This is a genomic window from Bradyrhizobium sp. HKCCYLRH3061, from assembly GCF_051168015.1.
Lineage (GTDB): Bacteria > Pseudomonadota > Alphaproteobacteria > Rhizobiales > Xanthobacteraceae > Bradyrhizobium.
The window spans coordinates 56144-70969 of the sequence record NZ_JBNPUE010000018.1 but is presented as its reverse complement, the minus strand read 5'-3'; the positions used below and the strand labels follow the sequence as shown (position 1 = coordinate 70969).

Below are 14826 nucleotides of genomic sequence, written 5' to 3'. Positions count from 1 at the left end.
TTATAAAGAGGCAGCCGCCCGGTCGCAACCTCGGCCCTGAGGCCGATTGAAGCGGTGAGAAGACGGCTCCCGCTCTGGTGCTCCTCGAAGGGCTCTGCTAGCCGATGTCCGTCACAACATTTGCTGGAATCCCGCCATGACCGACCGCATCCGGCCGCTGATCGCCGGCAACTGGAAAATGAACGGCCTGAAGGCCTCGACCGCCGAGTTCGACGCCATGCTGGCCGGAGCCGCCGAGGTCACCGGCAAGGCCGACCTGCTGGTCTGTCCTCCCGCCACCCTGGTGGCAGGCTTCGCCGAGCGGGCGCGCGGCACCCACGCGATCGCGATCGGCGCGCAGGACTGCCACCCTAAGGCCTCAGGAGCCCATACCGGGGACATTTCGGCGGAGATGCTGGCCGATGCTGGCGCCAGCGCCATCATCGTCGGCCATTCCGAGCGGCGTGCCGATCATGGCGAAAGCGATGTTGTGGTGCACCAGAAGACCGAGGCGGTGTGGCGCGCCGGGCTGGTCGCGATCGTTTGCGTGGGCGAAACCCAGCAGCAGCGCGATGCCGGACAGACGCTCGACATCCTGCGCGGCCAGCTCAACCTCAGCCTGCCGCAGGACTCACGGGCCGACAACCTGGTCGTGGCCTATGAGCCGGTTTGGGCGATCGGCACCGGCCTCACGCCGACCGCCAAGGATGTCGAGCAGATTCATGCCTTTATTCGGCAATTGCTGATCGACAGCTTCAAGGAGCAGGGGGCGCGCATGCGTATCCTCTATGGTGGCTCGGTCAAGCCCTCCAATGCGGCCGAGCTGATGGCGGTCGCGAATGTCAACGGTGCGCTGGTCGGCGGCGCTAGCCTGAAAGCGGCTGATTTTCTCGCAATTGCGAAGGGCTGTTGAGAGCCGAGGTGAGCCGGGCGCTCTGATACCCTGCGCCTCATGCCGCTTCTCCAATCCGCTTCCAATAGATCATCGTGCCGGTGAGGCCGCCATGCGGCTTCACGGCATAGTCTGGAATGATGCCGCTCAGCTGGAAGCCGACGCCTTCATAGAGTGATGAGGCGCCGCCATCTTCGGCGGTGTCGAGCACGAGCATCGTGCGGCCGTGCCCGCGCGCGAGGGCTTCTGCCGCATCCAGCAGAGCACGTGCGACGCCGCGCTTACGATGGCTCACGCGGGTCATCATCTTGGCGATCTCGGCGCGATGTGGCTGGTTCGGCGGCAGCTTCAGCTGCAGCGTCACCGTCCCGATCAGGTCCTGCCCGTCAAAGGCCCCCAGCACGATTCGTTCGCCGCGCTCCGCGGCCGCGAGCGAGTCCTGCCAGAAAGCATCGGCATCGCCGGAGCTGAGCGGGTGCATGAAGCTGACGGACCCGCCATGGGCCACTGTTTCGATCAGCATCGCGCTCAGCGCCGCGCGAATGGCCGGCGTGTCGGACAAGGCTGCGATTCGCGGTAACATGCTCAACTCCGGGCAAGCGCCACGACGTAGACGCAGGGTGCGTCCGATTCGTTGGCAAAGGTGGTGTCGATCGGTGGGCCGAAGCCGAGGCAGTCGCCGGGGCCGAGGACGTGGCGGTCCGCGCCTTCCGTGATGGTCAATTGTCCGCTTTGCACCCAGAGAAGCTGGCGGATGTGGATGTATGAAGAGGCCGGCAAGGTCACGCTTCGGTGCGCCGGCATCTCGACCGTTACCAGCTCGATCGGATGATCCGGCCTGAGAAAGACCTGGCGCCTGACATAGCCCGTCTCCGGATCGCGCCAGACCGGCTGCTCGGCCGCCTTGGACAGGCGCTCCGACTGGGCTTCGGCGCGGAGCATCAGGCCGGCCAGCGTGAGGTCGAACGCGCTTGCGAGCTTGACCAGGATGACCGCGGTCGGGCTGACCTCGGCACGCTCGATCTTGCTGATGGTTGCCTTCGACACGCCGGAGCGTTCGGCGAGGTCGGCCAGCGACCACCCGCGGGCGTCGCGTTCCAGCAGCAGGCGGCGCGCGAGCCGTTGGCTGAAATCGTCCACTATTTGATCCATTCGTCTCTGATAATGGATATCGAGGCGGACGGCAAGGGGCGACCCCGAGGGCTACATCGGCGCTTGTGTGAAGCGTGCTTGCGATTATCTGCGGGGTGGCGTTGCTCGACACGATCGTGTAACACCGCGCAAATTTCCGAATAGCCCGCGAAGCTCTCGCGATCCCGGCCTCCGGCCGGGGCCTGCGAGGGCTTGTGACGGAAGGTCACCATGCAGACTGTCTTGATCGTCATTCACCTCATGATCGTCGCCGTCCTGATCGGCGCGGTGCTGTTGCAGAAGTCCGAAGGCGGCGGCCTCGGCATGGGCGGCGGCGCCGGCTTCATGTCGAGCCGCGGCACGGCGAACCTGCTGACGCGCACCACGGCGATCCTGGCGGTCGGCTTCTTCCTCACCAGCCTGGCCCTGACCTGGCTGGCAGGATACGATCGCAAGCCGGCCTCGATCCTCGGCACCGTGCCTGGGCAGACCCAATCGGGCGGGGCGACCCCGGTGGCGCCGACCAGCGGTGGCGTGCTCGACCAGCTCAAGAAGGCCGACGAGCAGCAGGCCCCCGCGGCACCGAGCGCGCCGCAGGCCCCGCAGTCGCAATAAAGCGGGCAAGCCATGCAGGAACGCAGTTGGCGTCCTGCATCATAAAGCGGTCTCAAGTCCCTGAGGCCATTCATATTTTGAAGTCACCCACAGGCCCGCGACGACGTTGCGGGCCGACCACGATTCGTTTTGGCGAATCGCATCAGCGGCATTAAAGGTAGGGTCCCATGGCGCGGTACATCTTCATCACCGGCGGCGTGGTTTCCTCGCTCGGAAAGGGTCTGGCTTCAGCCGCGTTAGGCGCGCTGCTGCAGGCCCGCGGCTACAAGGTCCGGCTTCGCAAGCTCGACCCCTATCTCAACCTCGATCCAGGCACGATGTCGCCGTATCAGCACGGCGAAGTGTTCGTGACCGACGACGGCGCCGAGACCGATCTCGATCTCGGCCATTACGAACGTTTCACCGGGCGGCCCGCGACCAAGGCCGACAACATCACCACCGGGCGGATCTATCAGGACATCCTGACCAAGGAGCGCCGCGGCGACTATCTCGGCGCGACCATCCAGGTCGTTCCGCACGTGACGAACGCGATCAAGGATTTCGTCCTGTCCGGGAATGACGAGTACGATTTCGTGCTGGTCGAGATCGGCGGCACCGTCGGCGACATCGAGGGTCTGCCGTTCTTCGAAGCGATCCGCCAGCTCGGCAATGAGCTGCCGCGCCATCACGCGATCTACATCCATCTCACGCTGCTCCCGTACATCCCGAGCGCCGGCGAGTTGAAGACCAAGCCGACGCAGCACTCGGTCAAGGAGCTGCGCTCGATCGGCATCCAGCCGGACATCCTGCTGTGCCGCACCGACCGCCCGATCCCGAAAGAGGAACGGCGCAAGCTCGGCCTGTTCTGCAACGTGCGCGAAAGCGCCGTCATCGAGGCGCGCGACGTCGACAACATCTATGCCGTGCCCGAGGCGTATCACGCCGCCGGTCTGGACGACGAGGTGCTGGCCGCGTTCGGCATCGAGCCGCGGGTGCCGCCGGCGCTGTCGAGCTGGCACACGATCAACGAGCGCGTCCGCAACCCGGAAGGCGACGTGACGATCGCGATCGTCGGCAAGTACACGGGCATGAAGGATGCCTACAAGTCGCTGATCGAGGCGTTGTCGCATGGCGGCATCGCCAACAAGGTCCGCGTCAAGCTCGACTGGATCGAGAGCGAGGTGTTCGAGAACGAGGACCCGGCGCCGTTCCTCGAGCACGTCAACGGCATCCTGGTGCCCGGCGGCTTCGGCCAGCGCGGCGCCGAGGGCAAGATCCGGGCGGCGCAGTTCGCGCGGGAGCGCGACGTGCCGTATTTCGGCATCTGCTTCGGCATGCAGATGGCGGTGATCGAGGCCGCGCGCAATCTCGTCGGGATCGCCGAGGCCAACTCGACCGAGTTCGGTCCGACGAAGGAGCCGCTGGTCGGTCTGATGACCGAGTGGCTGCGCGGAAACGAGCTGGAGAAGCGCTCCAAGAGCGGCGATCTCGGCGGCACGATGCGGCTCGGCGCCTATCCCGCGGCGCTCAAGCGCGGCAGCCGCGTGTCCGAGGTCTATGGCGGCGCGACCGAGATCTCCGAGCGCCATCGCCACCGCTACGAGGTCAACACCGCCTACAAGGACCGGCTCGAGCAGCACGGCCTGAAATTCTCTGGTCTCTCGCCCGACGGCGTGCTGCCAGAGATCGTGGAGTACGAGGACCACCCCTGGTTCATCGGCGTCCAGTTCCATCCCGAGCTGAAGTCGCGCCCGTTCGAGCCGCATCCGCTGTTTGCCTCGTTCATCCAGGCCGCGGTGGTGCAGTCGCGACTGGTGTGAGCGGGAGCTGCTCTTCCCGCGCAAGCCGTCATTGCGAGCGCAGCGAAGCAATCCAGGGTCCTTGCGCGGCCCTGGATTGCTTCGTCGCTGACGCTCCTCGCAATGACGGTCGGGGCGAGAGCCGCGGCCTTTGACGACTGCGCCGATTGTTGCGACAAGGCTCCCTGATCGTTTGAAGCAACAGAGATCAGGGAGGATCACATGATCTACGAGAGCCGCATCTATCGCTGCATTCCGGGCCGGCTGCCGGCGCTGCTCAAGCGCTTCGAGACGACGACGCTGAAGCTGTGGGAGAAGCATGGCATCCGCCCGGTCGGCTTCTTCACCACCCTGATCGGCGAGTCCAACCAGGACCTGACCTATTTCCTCGCCTGGGAGTCGCTCGCCGAGCGCGAGACCAAATGGACCGCGTTCATGACCAATCCGGACTGGATCGCGGCGCGCGCCAAGAGCGAGGAGGACGGCCAGATCGTCGCCAACATCACCAGCCAGTTCCTGGTGCCGACCGCGTTCTCGGCGCTGAAGTAGAGGCCGGGGAGGGGCGGGGATGACCGATCCCCGCAACCCTGCTATTCGCGGGGCCGCACCGGGTTGATCCGGCGGCCTGCGCCGGGTCATGGTCGCGCGCACAAAGAGGATGAAGTTGTGAACGCTCCGATCTCCGCCGCGCCGGTCGTCAGCCTCGGCTCCGTCAAGTTTGGCAATCAGCTGCCGCTCGCTGTCATCGCCGGGCCGTGCCAGCTCGAGAGCCGCGCCCACGCGCTCGAGGTCGCCTCGGCGCTGAAGGAGATCGCGACGCGCCTGAACATCGGCCTCGTCTACAAGACCTCGTTCGACAAGGCCAACCGCACCTCTGGCTCCGCCGCGCGCGGGCTTGGCCTTCAGCAGTCGCTGCCGATCTTCGCCGAGATCCGCGCCTCGCTCGGCCTTCCCGTGCTGACCGACGTCCATGACGCGAGCCAGTGCGCCGAGGTGGCGCAGGCCGTCGACATCCTGCAGATCCCCGCCTTCCTGTGCCGCCAGACCGACCTGCTGCTCGCGGCCGCCGCGACCGCCAAGGTGATCAACGTCAAGAAAGGCCAATTCCTGGCGCCGTGGGACATGGCCAACGTCGTCGCCAAGATCACCGGCGCCGGCAATCCGAACGTGCTGGCGACCGAGCGCGGCGTCTCGTTCGGCTACAACACGCTGGTCTCGGACATGCGGTCGCTGCCGATCATGGCGCGCACGACCGGGGCGCCGGTCATCTTCGACGCGACGCATTCGGTGCAGCAGCCGGGCGGGCAGGGCACCTCCTCGGGCGGCCAGCGCGAATTCGTCCCGGTGCTGGCACGCGCGGCCGTCGCGGTCGGCGTCGCCGGCGTGTTCATCGAGACCCATCCCGATCCGGATCATGCGCCCTCCGATGGACCGAACATGGTGCCGCTCGCACAGTTCGAGGCCTTGTTGAAGACGCTGATGGACTTCGACCGGCTCGCCAAGGCGCAGACGGCAGACGCCATCAGCTGATGCACCAGCCCGTCGCCAAGCCCGCAGACAACAAGTTTCCGCCAGCCGTGAACATCATCGCGCTGGCGGGCTTCTCGGCGGCGCTGTCGACGCGGGCGCTCGATCCGGTGCTGCCGCATGTCGCCGAGGATTTTTCGATCAGCATTGCGACGGCGGCCGGCATCGCCGCCGGCTATGCGCTGATCTATGCGCTGATCCAGCCGGCGATCGGCGCCGCCGCCGATCTGTTCGGCAAGGCGCGCCTGATGACGCTGTGCCTCGCGCTGCTCGGCGTCGCCAGCATCCTTGGCGCGCTCGCGACCTCGTTTCCGCTGCTGTTCGCCTCGCGCATTCTCGCTGGCGTTGCCTCGGGCGGCGTGTTCCCGGTCGCGCTCGGATTGACCAGCGATCTCGTCGCGCCCGACAAGCGCCAGGTTGCGATCGGCCGGACGCTGGCGGGATCGATGGCCGGCAACCTGCTCGGCGCCACGGCATCCGGTATCATCGGCGACTTCATCGGCTGGCGCGGCGTGCTCGCGATCCTCGGCGCGCTCGGACTGATCGCCTCGCTCGCGGTGGCGGCCGGTTTCCGCGGCGCCAAGGTCACGCACGTGCCGACCACGGATCTCGCCGCGCTGAGGAAGGGCTACCGCACCATCTTCACCAACCCCAATGCGCGCTTCTGCTTTCCGGCGGTGTTCGTCGAAGGCTGCTGCGTATTCGGGCTGTTTCCGTTCATCGCCTCGTTCCTGTTCGACCTCGGCGAAACCTCGCTGTCGATCGCCGGAATCGTCATCGCGGGCTTTGCGGTCGGCGGCCTGTTCTATACGTTCACGGTGTCGAGCTTCCTGCCGCGGCTCGGCGTCAAGGGCATGATGATCGTGGGCGCGGGACTGGTCGGCCTGCAACTCGCTGCGCTCGCCTTCGGCCCCGGCTGGAAGCTGCAGTTCGCCTGCATGCTGATGATGGGCTGGGGCTTCTACATGATCCATGGCTGCCTGCAGGTGTTTGCCAGCGAGCTGTCGATCGGCGCCCGCGCCACTGCGATGTCGCTGCACTCGTTCTTCTTCTTCCTCGGCCAGACCGTCGGCCCCATCGCCTACGGTTTTGGCGTGGTCCATGGCGGCAAGCAGCCGACGCTGCTCGCCGCCGCTGTCCTGATGGTCGCGCTCGGCTTCGCCTGCGCCGCGCTGCTGCGCCAGCGGCCGCCGGCGGATGCGGCGACGAGCTGACCGCCCTGTCGGGCACAGGTGCATGCTCATTGCATCTGAAGACACCGAGCCATAGCCGCAGGAACGCCTGCTCATTTGTTGCTCCGTCATGGCCGGGCTTGTCCGGCCATCCACGTCGTCCGGCACGCTGAGAAGGACGTGGATGCCCAGGCCTTCGCCGCGCCGAAGCGGCTTCGGCCGCGCAGGCGGGACAAGCCCGGGCATGACGACGTGGAGACAGGCGAGCGCATAAAGGCCCATCGTTTGCTGCTTTAGCCCTGGGCGCACACCGCCGCCATCTCGCGGCGCATCTGCGTCCGAGCTTTGCCTTTGGACATGCCCTCTTTCCGAAAAGAGGGCACGGGGAATGCCGGGAGCTGGCCGCCCCCATGGCCCGCCTGCAGAAAAAAATGCAGGCGGCAGGTACCACAGGTTCAGCCGAGACATCCCGGCATTCCCCGCGCGATGGTTGGGCGGCTTATACGTACTCTCCCCGGGGACCGGGCTGTCTTGCCCCCGTGACCGGCGGATCATCACCACCAGCGTGACCTCAGCGTCGGGAGGCCAGGACCATACGACTTCGCCGGCGCATCAGGATCGTTCGTCCGCGCGAATGATCACGCTGCGACCCGACACACCCACCGCATCCCGCCTCAACGTCCGTGACGACCGCGAAGCGCCCCTCTGATCGAGACAGGACGGCGACAGTCAATCATGGATTCTGATAAAACGAAAGTGAAATATTTTTCGCGGAAGGACTGGACAGGGGTGATCGGCTTGAACACGCTGACGAAATCAGTTTCTGGGCGCGTGCGGTTTGACAGTCGAACAAGACGTGGGAGCCGACCCGTGGGGCGAGGCGCGCCCGACGGGCAACTCGCCAGCATGACAGCGTTGGAGACGGCGAGAGCTCAACCCACGATCGCTTGCTCCGCAACTTTGTGAAAGTGATGATCAGATGATGAAGCTGATCCCCAATGAAGCCGCCACAAAGCTCCTGTCATTCTCCGCAGGAAAGAAGCTCGCTTTTCTGATTCTGCTCTACGAGAGAATGATGCCCGAGCTGCGTTCTTTTTGCCTCACCGAGAACAGAGACTTCTCCATTTTTCACACAGCACGAGAGGAGTATTGGCGATCACTTCTGGATGGTTCGCGTCCTATGTCTTGGGCCCAGCTTCGTCAGGATATTCTAGATGCGATCCCCGACACCGAGGACTTTGGTTCGCTGGAAGTCTCATTCACATTGAACGCAGCTCTGGTTGCAGCAAATATCGCGGACTTTATGGTTGATGCACGAGACGTCCATATCGTCGAAGCCATGCAGTATCCTCTGGAGTCGCTGCATGCTTACGTGAGCGATCAAATGGGACTGGTCGCCTACGATAAGGCGATCAATAACATCGTAGGCGGCCACCCGCTCGTGCAGAAGGAGGCGCAGACTGAGGAAGGAGACGTCGCATTCTTGAGCACGATCGAGGATCCCCCGTGGTCGGAAAGCATGTATTCCTTGGTGCGGGCGAGGGCCGAAGGCCAGCACGGCTTGCTCAGTTGAAAGGCTGAGGTTGGGCGGACTTTGATCGTCGTGAGTTAGATTCTTCACGGCAGGGCGAACTACGGTGGAAGTGCACTCAATATGTAAGGGGCAGGTTACAGGTTAAATGCACCGTCACCGTAACCTGTCGGCGCCATCATGATGAATGCCACGCTGGTCATCAGATATGGGAAGCCAATATGGCGCCCACGAGCGGTAATTACGTAAGTATTTGATAAGATTGAGATATTTGCCGGAATCGGCGAGATATCCACCGGTTGCCCTAACGAAATTTGCGCTAACTAACTAGATGGGCTATAGAGTACCCACGTCACCAAAGGCCGAGCCGTGTCCGACAAGTCGCCCATCGAAATTCTCGAAGCCATGAAGCGGCACCAGGCCAACCTCCTGGAGCAAGCGGCTGCCGTCGAGCGTGACATGGCCGAGATGGCCCGGCTTGCGGAACTGGCGAAGAAGTACAACTTCGTGGTTACGGCGCCCGCCCAGCAAGCGCCGCTTTCCACCGGTTCTTCTCTGACGCTCTCGGAGCTCATCGAGCACTACAAGACAAACGAGCACTCCCCCTACCACAAGCTTTCTCACGCATCCCGGAAGCACTACTCCGACATTCTGCGCCTGGTTGAAGGGGATTTTGGCAGCAAGCGCCTTTCGGACATCGCACCGTGGGAATTCTCGACCTGGCACAGCAAGTGGAGCAAGGGCGGCAAGCTGGCGATCGCCTACGCCAAAATCACCATGGTCAGGACATTGATGGCCTTCGGGACCGAGGTGCTTAAGGACGACCAGTGCGGTCGCCTTTATGGCGTTCTCTGCACTATGAAGTTTCAGGTGCCGGCGGCGCGAACGGAGCGCTTGACTTTGGATCAGGCCAACAACGTCCGCGCAGCCGCACGTGCGATGAAGCGACCTTCAATTTCCCTAGCCCAAGCTTTCCAGACAGACGTCGAACTGATGCAGAAAGACGTCATCGGCGAGTGGGTGCCCGTTGCGGATAAGACTGTCTCGGACATCACTGACGGGGAATTAAAGTGGGTTCGGGGACTCCGCTGGAGCGAGATTGACGTCAACTTGACCCTCCGCCATCCGAGCACCTGGGCGGGCAATATCGAGTTCAATCTTCGAAAGGCTCCCAATGTTCTTGAAGAGTTGAAGATCCAGTTTGGCTTCAACCCCGAGGGTTCTCGGTCTCAGCTTCCCGCCTCAGGCCCCATCATCGTTTCCGAGCACAGCAAGCTACCCTGGACCGCGCCTGAGTTTCGCAGGTGGTGGCGTCAGGTTGCCGATGCTTGTGGCGTGCCGAGCAACGTCAGGAATTCCGACAGCCGCAAGCGACGGGTTCAGGAGAAGGACACGGAGCAGAAGCGCAAAGCGAAATAAGACGGCGGCCGAAGCCGCCGTCTGAATCCCGTCTGCATCAGGCCGTGTCACTGTTGCAGGGGGCAGCCACCGTGAGGGTGGTAGTGGTATCCGCAAGGACCACAAGCGCGTCTAAACCGGGGCAGGCACGGAAGGCCCCGGAAGGAGGTGGATCATGAAGCCACCATAGAGTAGGCGTGGCGCCTCACCGGCCAGGGTGGGGCGTCACGCCAATTGTAGTAATTCATTGGATTTATGCAAGGATTCGGCATTTCGCTATTGGCCGGTTAAGGTGCCTTGCCTTATCAGCAATTAATTGAATCACATTCGTCGGTGAGAAGGCGTGCCATTTATGCGCTTTCCGGGTTTAAGGCCTGCGGCCTTGCCCCGGAATGACGGTGGTTGTGACGCAGGTGGATGAGCAAGCGGCTCCTCACCCCCGTCCGCGATATGGCGCCACGCCCTGATCGGGCACCCACAGGCCCTTCGGCAGCTTGCCGGTCTGCCAGAACACGTCGATCGGGATGCCGCCGCGGGGGTACCAGTAGCCGCCGATGCGCAGCCATTTCGGCTTGAGCTCGGCGGCGAGGCGCTTGCCGATCGCGACCGTGCAGTCCTCGTGGAAGGCGCCGTGGTTGCGGAAGCTCGCGAGGTACAGCTTCAGCGACTTGGATTCGACCAGCCAGGGGCCTGGTGCATAGTCGATGACGAGATGCGCAAAGTCCGGCTGGGCCGTCACCGGGCAGAGCGAGGTGAACTCCGGCACCGTGAAGCGGGCCAGATAATCCGTGTCCTTCTGCGGGTTGGGAACGCGGTCGAGCTTGGCCGTCTCCGGGCTGTCCGGCTGGGTGACCGGGCGGCCGAGCTGGAGCTCGGCTGATGTGTCGGATTTTGTGGATCTTTTCGCCATGTCTCGGGCCAGGGATGAGGTTGGGCGCCGTCTTAGCCAATCCGGCAGCCGCCGTCACTCGCCGCGTCGGGCAGCCACCTCGTCATTTGGCCGCGACTTCTGCCCGACATCTGCCCGACTTGGCCTTTTCGCCCTCCCGTCCCTGCGGTAGAAGCGGCGCAGCAATGTCCACCCGAAAAGCCCGCAAGAGGACCTCATGACCGCCATCGTCGATATCATCGGCCGCGAAATCCTGGACAGCCGCGGCAATCCCACGGTCGAGGTCGACGTCGTGCTGGAGGACGGCTCGGTCGGCCGCGCCGCCGTGCCGTCCGGCGCCTCCACCGGCGCCCATGAGGCGGTCGAGCTGCGCGACGGCGACAAGCACCGCTATCTCGGCAAGGGCGTGCTCAAGGCCGTCGAGGCCATCAACGACGAGGTCTATGAGGCGCTCAGCGACATGTCGGTGCAGGACCAGGTCCAGATCGACCAGATCCTGATCGAGCTCGACGGCACCGAGAACAAGAGCCGGATCGGCGCCAACGCCATTCTCGGCGTCTCGCTCGCCTGCGCCAAGGCGGCGGCGATCTCCTACGACATGCCGCTGTATCGCTATGTCGGCGGCACCTCGGCGCGCACTTTGCCGGTGCCGATGATGAACATCGTCAATGGCGGCGTCCACGCCGACAATCCGATCGACTTCCAGGAATTCATGATCATGCCGGTCGGCGCGCCGACCTTTGCGGAGGCGCTGCGCTGCGGCTCGGAAATCTTCCATACGCTGAAGGGCGAGCTGAAGAAGGCCGGTCACAACACCAATGTCGGCGACGAAGGCGGCTTCGCGCCGAACCTGCCGTCGGCGGACGCAGCGCTGGACTTCGTCATGAGCGCGATCGGCAAGGCCGGCTACACCGCGGGCGAGGACGTCATGCTGGCGCTCGACTGCGCCGCGACCGAGTTCTTCAAGGACGGCAAGTACGTCTACGAGGGCGAGAACAAGTCGCGCTCGCGTTCGGAGCAGGCCAAATATCTCGCCGACCTCGTCGCGCGCTATCCGATCGCCTCGATCGAGGACGGCATGTCGGAGGACGACATGGACGGCTGGAAGGAGCTGACCGATCTGATCGGCCACAAGTGCCAGCTCGTCGGCGACGACCTGTTCGTGACCAACGTGAACCGTCTGGAGGACGGCATCCGTAACGGCCGCGCCAACTCGATCCTGATCAAGGTCAACCAGATCGGCACGCTGACCGAGACGCTCGCCGCGGTCGAGATGGCCTACAAGGCCGGCTACACCGCCGTGATGTCGCACCGCTCCGGCGAGACTGAGGATTCCACGATCGCCGATCTGGCGGTCGCCACCAATTGCGGGCAGATCAAGACCGGCTCGCTGGCGCGCGCCGACCGCACCGCCAAGTACAACCAGCTGCTGCGGATCGAGCAGGAGCTCGACGCGCAGGCCAAATATGCGGGCAGGGCGGCGCTGAAGGCGCTGGCCTGATCCGGAACGCAACACGGAAGAGGGAGGCACGCATGGGTGTCGAGACAGGCCTGCAACTGCGGACGCTGATCAAGCGCAGCGGCGAGCTCGAGCTCTCGCTGGTCGACGTGCCGACCCCCGAGCCGGGCCCGGACGAGGTCGTGGTGCGGATCGAGGCGGCGCCGATCAACCCGTCCGATCTCGGCCTGCTCGTTGGCGCTGCCGACCTCACGACCATGCAAGCGTCCGGCACCAAGGACCGTCCGGTCATCATCGCGAAGGTGCCGGAGGCGGGGATGCGGGCGATGGCCGCCCGGGTCGACGAGTCCATGCCTGTTGGCAACGAGGGGGCGGGCGTCGTGGTCAAGACCGGATCCTCCGACGCCGCCAAGGCGCTGATGGGCCGCACGGTCGCGGCGATCGGTGGGGCGATGTACAGCCAGTATCGCTGCCTGAAGCTCTCCGAATGCCTGCCGCTGCCGGCCGGCACGACCCCGGCCGAGGGCGCCTCCTGCTTCGTCAATCCGCTGACCTCGCTCGGCATGACCGAGACGATGCGGCGCGAGGGCCATACGGCGCTGGTGCACACCGCGGCCGCGTCCAATCTCGGGCAGATGCTCAACAAGATCTGCCTCAAGGACGGCATCCCGCTCGTCAACATCGTGCGCAGTGCGGCGCAGGCCGAGATCCTGCGCGGCCTCGGCGCCAAATACGTCGTGGATTCGACCTCGCCCACCTTCATGGACGAACTCATCGCGGCGCTGGTCGAGACCGGCGCGACCATCGCCTTCGATGCGATCGGCGGCGGCAAGCTCGCCGGCCAGATCCTCAACGCGATGGAAGCCGCGATCAACAAGTCCGGCAAGCACCCGTACAGCCGATACGGCTCGAACGTGCACAAGCAGGTCTACATCTACGGCAGCCTCGACGTCAGGCCGACCGAGATCACCCGCGGCTTCGGCATGACCTGGAGCGTCGGCGGCTGGCTGCTGTTTCCGTTCCTGATGAAGATCGGCAAGGCGGATACCGAGCGGCTGCGCCAGCGCGTCGTCGACGAGCTGAAGACGACCTTTGCCAGCCACTACACCAAGGTCGTTTCCTTGTCCGAGGCGCTCGATCCGGCCAACCTCGCCGTGTACGCCAAACGGGCCACCGGCGAAAAATTCCTCATCGACCCCAACAAAGATAAGTGACCTAACGTCGCTCCTCGGACGTTGCTGACGGGCTTGCGTTTGGCCCGCATGCGGAGACAATCCGCCCCGTTTGTCTGGGGGGCGGCGTCAGCCGCATGAAGCACTGAGGAGAGATTTGTCATGACCCGATTGGATCGCCGTCGATTTCTGGCCGGTGCGGCCCTCGCCGGAGCTGCAACCGCCTTGCCGCCGCTGGCCGGACAGGCACGCGCGGCGGTTGCGCCCGCCGGCGCGCAGGCCCCCGGCTTCTACCGCTACAAGGTCGGCGACTACGAGTGCACCTCCGTCAATGACGGCGCGCGCACCTTCCCGATGCCCGACACGTTCGTCGTCAACACCGCCAAGGACGACGCGCTCGCGGCTGCCGAAAGCGCCTACATGCCGAAGGGCATGATCACGATCCCCTTCAATCCGCAGCTGATCAACACCGGCTCCAAGCTGGTCCTGATCGACACCGGCAACGGCGCTGGCGCCTTCGAGGCCAGCAAGGGCGCGGTTGGCCGCACGCTGCAGAACCTCGCTGCCGCCGGCGTCGATCCGAAGAGCATCGACGTCGTCGTGCTCTCCCACATGCACGGTGACCACATCAACGGCCTCAAGCTCGCGGACGGCTCGCTGGCATTTCCGAACGCCGAGCTGAAGGTGCCGGCCAAGGAGTGGGCGTTCTGGAATAGCGACGAGAACGCCGCCAAGGCGCAGACCGACTTGATGAAGGGCAACTTCGCCAACTTCAAGAAGGTGTTCGGCGGGCTCGAAAGCAAGGTCACTCAGTACGAGTGGGACAAGGAGGTCGCGCCCGGCATCACCGCGCTCGGCACGCCCGGTCACACGCCGGGCCACACCTCGTTCGCGGTCGCTTCCGGCAATGCCAGGGTGCTGATCCAGGCCGACGTCACCAACGTCCCCGAGCTGTTCCTGCGCAATCCGGATTGGCACGTGATGTTCGACACCGATGCCGCGATGGCGCAGGAGACGCGGCACAAGTTCTACGACATGGCCGCCGCCGAGAAGGCCAAGGTGATCGGCTTCCACTTCTCGTTCCCCTCCGTGGGCTATGTCGAGAAGGACGGCGCCAAGTACCGGCTGATCCCGGCGCCGTGGAATCCGGTGATCTAACTTCCGTCATTGCGAGCGAAGCGAAGCAATCCAGGGGCTCGGTCGGGACTCTGGATTGCGTCGTCGCTTCGCTCCTCGCAATGACGGGGATGGAGTGTGCCAGGCCGTCTTTCGATGCGGCCTGC

Annotated in this window: 14 protein-coding genes; 11 read left to right on the top strand and 3 right to left on the bottom strand. The window is 64.5% G+C overall.

Annotated features, from left to right (window positions below; genetic code table 11):
• Window positions 1-136 precede the first annotated feature (136 nt).
• A complete protein-coding gene (tpiA, locus tag ACQR2C_RS25745) occupies window positions 137-892 on the top strand; it encodes a triose-phosphate isomerase (protein WP_434882406.1) in 756 nt (251 codons plus the stop codon).
• 37 nt (window positions 893-929) lie between these two features.
• On the opposite strand, the gene ACQR2C_RS25740 is transcribed toward tpiA, so the two are convergent.
• Window positions 930-1454: a GNAT family N-acetyltransferase gene (locus ACQR2C_RS25740; RefSeq protein WP_434882405.1), complete on the bottom strand. Its 525-nt coding sequence runs from the start codon at window positions 1452-1454 to the stop codon at window positions 930-932.
• A gap of 2 nt (window positions 1455-1456) precedes the next feature.
• Window positions 1457-2023, bottom strand: coding sequence for a helix-turn-helix domain-containing protein (locus tag ACQR2C_RS25735; protein WP_316183671.1), 567 nt, complete (start codon window positions 2021-2023; stop codon window positions 1457-1459).
• 210 nt (window positions 2024-2233) lie between these two features.
• Here ACQR2C_RS25735 and secG point away from each other — a divergent pair, with 210 nt between their 5' ends.
• The 7 genes from secG (at window position 2234) to ACQR2C_RS25700 (ending at window position 10044) form a co-directional block, all read left to right on the top strand.
• A complete protein-coding gene (secG, locus tag ACQR2C_RS25730) occupies window positions 2234-2617 on the top strand; it encodes a preprotein translocase subunit SecG (RefSeq protein ID WP_315799765.1) in 384 nt (127 codons plus the stop codon).
• A 167-nt stretch (window positions 2618-2784) separates the two neighbouring features.
• Window positions 2785-4416, top strand: a complete 1632-nt coding sequence (locus ACQR2C_RS25725) for a CTP synthase (protein WP_316183673.1) — start codon at window positions 2785-2787, stop codon at window positions 4414-4416.
• 201 nt (window positions 4417-4617) lie between these two features.
• On the top strand, window positions 4618-4944 hold the full coding sequence (locus ACQR2C_RS25720; RefSeq protein WP_315756696.1) for an NIPSNAP family protein: 327 nt from the start codon (window positions 4618-4620) through the stop codon (window positions 4942-4944).
• 117 nt (window positions 4945-5061) lie between these two features.
• Window positions 5062-5925 (top strand): 3-deoxy-8-phosphooctulonate synthase, encoded by an 864-nt coding sequence (gene kdsA, locus ACQR2C_RS25715; protein WP_434882404.1) that lies wholly within the window; start codon window positions 5062-5064, stop codon window positions 5923-5925.
• The gene (locus tag ACQR2C_RS25710) at window positions 5925-7136 is read left to right on the top strand and encodes an MFS transporter (RefSeq protein WP_316217896.1); all 1212 of its coding nucleotides are present in this window, start codon (window positions 5925-5927) and stop codon (window positions 7134-7136) included. The genes kdsA and ACQR2C_RS25710 overlap by 1 nt, the downstream gene beginning before the upstream one ends.
• A 937-nt stretch (window positions 7137-8073) precedes the next feature.
• Window positions 8074-8667 (top strand): DUF416 family protein, encoded by a 594-nt coding sequence (locus ACQR2C_RS25705; protein WP_434882403.1) that lies wholly within the window; start codon window positions 8074-8076, stop codon window positions 8665-8667.
• A gap of 327 nt (window positions 8668-8994) precedes the next feature.
• Window positions 8995-10044, top strand: a complete 1050-nt coding sequence (locus ACQR2C_RS25700; RefSeq protein ID WP_434882402.1) for a hypothetical protein — start codon at window positions 8995-8997, stop codon at window positions 10042-10044.
• A gap of 412 nt (window positions 10045-10456) precedes the next feature.
• Here ACQR2C_RS25700 and queF read toward each other — a convergent pair whose 3' ends face one another.
• Window positions 10457-10933 (bottom strand): preQ(1) synthase, encoded by a 477-nt coding sequence (queF, locus tag ACQR2C_RS25695; protein ID WP_434882401.1) that lies wholly within the window; start codon window positions 10931-10933, stop codon window positions 10457-10459.
• A gap of 196 nt (window positions 10934-11129) precedes the next feature.
• Between queF and eno the strand changes: the two genes are divergently transcribed.
• The 3 genes from eno (at window position 11130) to ACQR2C_RS25680 (ending at window position 14701) form a co-directional block, all read left to right on the top strand.
• A complete protein-coding gene (eno, locus tag ACQR2C_RS25690; protein ID WP_316178488.1) occupies window positions 11130-12413 on the top strand; it encodes a phosphopyruvate hydratase in 1284 nt (427 codons plus the stop codon).
• A 32-nt stretch (window positions 12414-12445) separates the two neighbouring features.
• The gene (locus ACQR2C_RS25685; protein ID WP_434882400.1) at window positions 12446-13585 is read left to right on the top strand and encodes a zinc-binding dehydrogenase; all 1140 of its coding nucleotides are present in this window, start codon (window positions 12446-12448) and stop codon (window positions 13583-13585) included.
• Between the two features lie 120 nt (window positions 13586-13705).
• Entirely contained in the window at window positions 13706-14701 is a 996-nt protein-coding gene (locus tag ACQR2C_RS25680) for an MBL fold metallo-hydrolase (RefSeq protein ID WP_434882399.1), read from the top strand.
• Window positions 14702-14826: the final 125 nt, after the last annotated feature.

Excerpts from the sequence above, each read along its gene's own strand:
- tpiA (WP_434882406.1), top strand. The coding sequence starts at position 137 with ATGACCGACCGCATCCGGCCGCTGATCGCCGGCAACTGGAAAATGAAC.
- ACQR2C_RS25740 (WP_434882405.1), bottom strand. The coding sequence starts at position 1,454 with ATGTTACCGCGAATCGCAGCCTTGTCCGACACGCCGGCCATTCGCGCG.
- ACQR2C_RS25735 (WP_316183671.1), bottom strand. The coding sequence starts at position 2,023 with ATGGATCAAATAGTGGACGATTTCAGCCAACGGCTCGCGCGCCGCCTG.
- secG (WP_315799765.1), top strand. The coding sequence starts at position 2,234 with ATGCAGACTGTCTTGATCGTCATTCACCTCATGATCGTCGCCGTCCTG.
- ACQR2C_RS25725 (WP_316183673.1), top strand. The coding sequence starts at position 2,785 with ATGGCGCGGTACATCTTCATCACCGGCGGCGTGGTTTCCTCGCTCGGA.
- ACQR2C_RS25720 (WP_315756696.1), top strand. The coding sequence starts at position 4,618 with ATGATCTACGAGAGCCGCATCTATCGCTGCATTCCGGGCCGGCTGCCG.
- ACQR2C_RS25710 (WP_316217896.1), top strand. The coding sequence starts at position 5,925 with ATGCACCAGCCCGTCGCCAAGCCCGCAGACAACAAGTTTCCGCCAGCC.
- ACQR2C_RS25705 (WP_434882403.1), top strand. The coding sequence starts at position 8,074 with ATGATGAAGCTGATCCCCAATGAAGCCGCCACAAAGCTCCTGTCATTC.
- queF (WP_434882401.1), bottom strand. The coding sequence starts at position 10,933 with ATGGCGAAAAGATCCACAAAATCCGACACATCAGCCGAGCTCCAGCTC.
- eno (WP_316178488.1), top strand. The coding sequence starts at position 11,130 with ATGACCGCCATCGTCGATATCATCGGCCGCGAAATCCTGGACAGCCGC.
- ACQR2C_RS25685 (WP_434882400.1), top strand. The coding sequence starts at position 12,446 with ATGGGTGTCGAGACAGGCCTGCAACTGCGGACGCTGATCAAGCGCAGC.
- ACQR2C_RS25680 (WP_434882399.1), top strand. The coding sequence starts at position 13,706 with ATGACCCGATTGGATCGCCGTCGATTTCTGGCCGGTGCGGCCCTCGCC.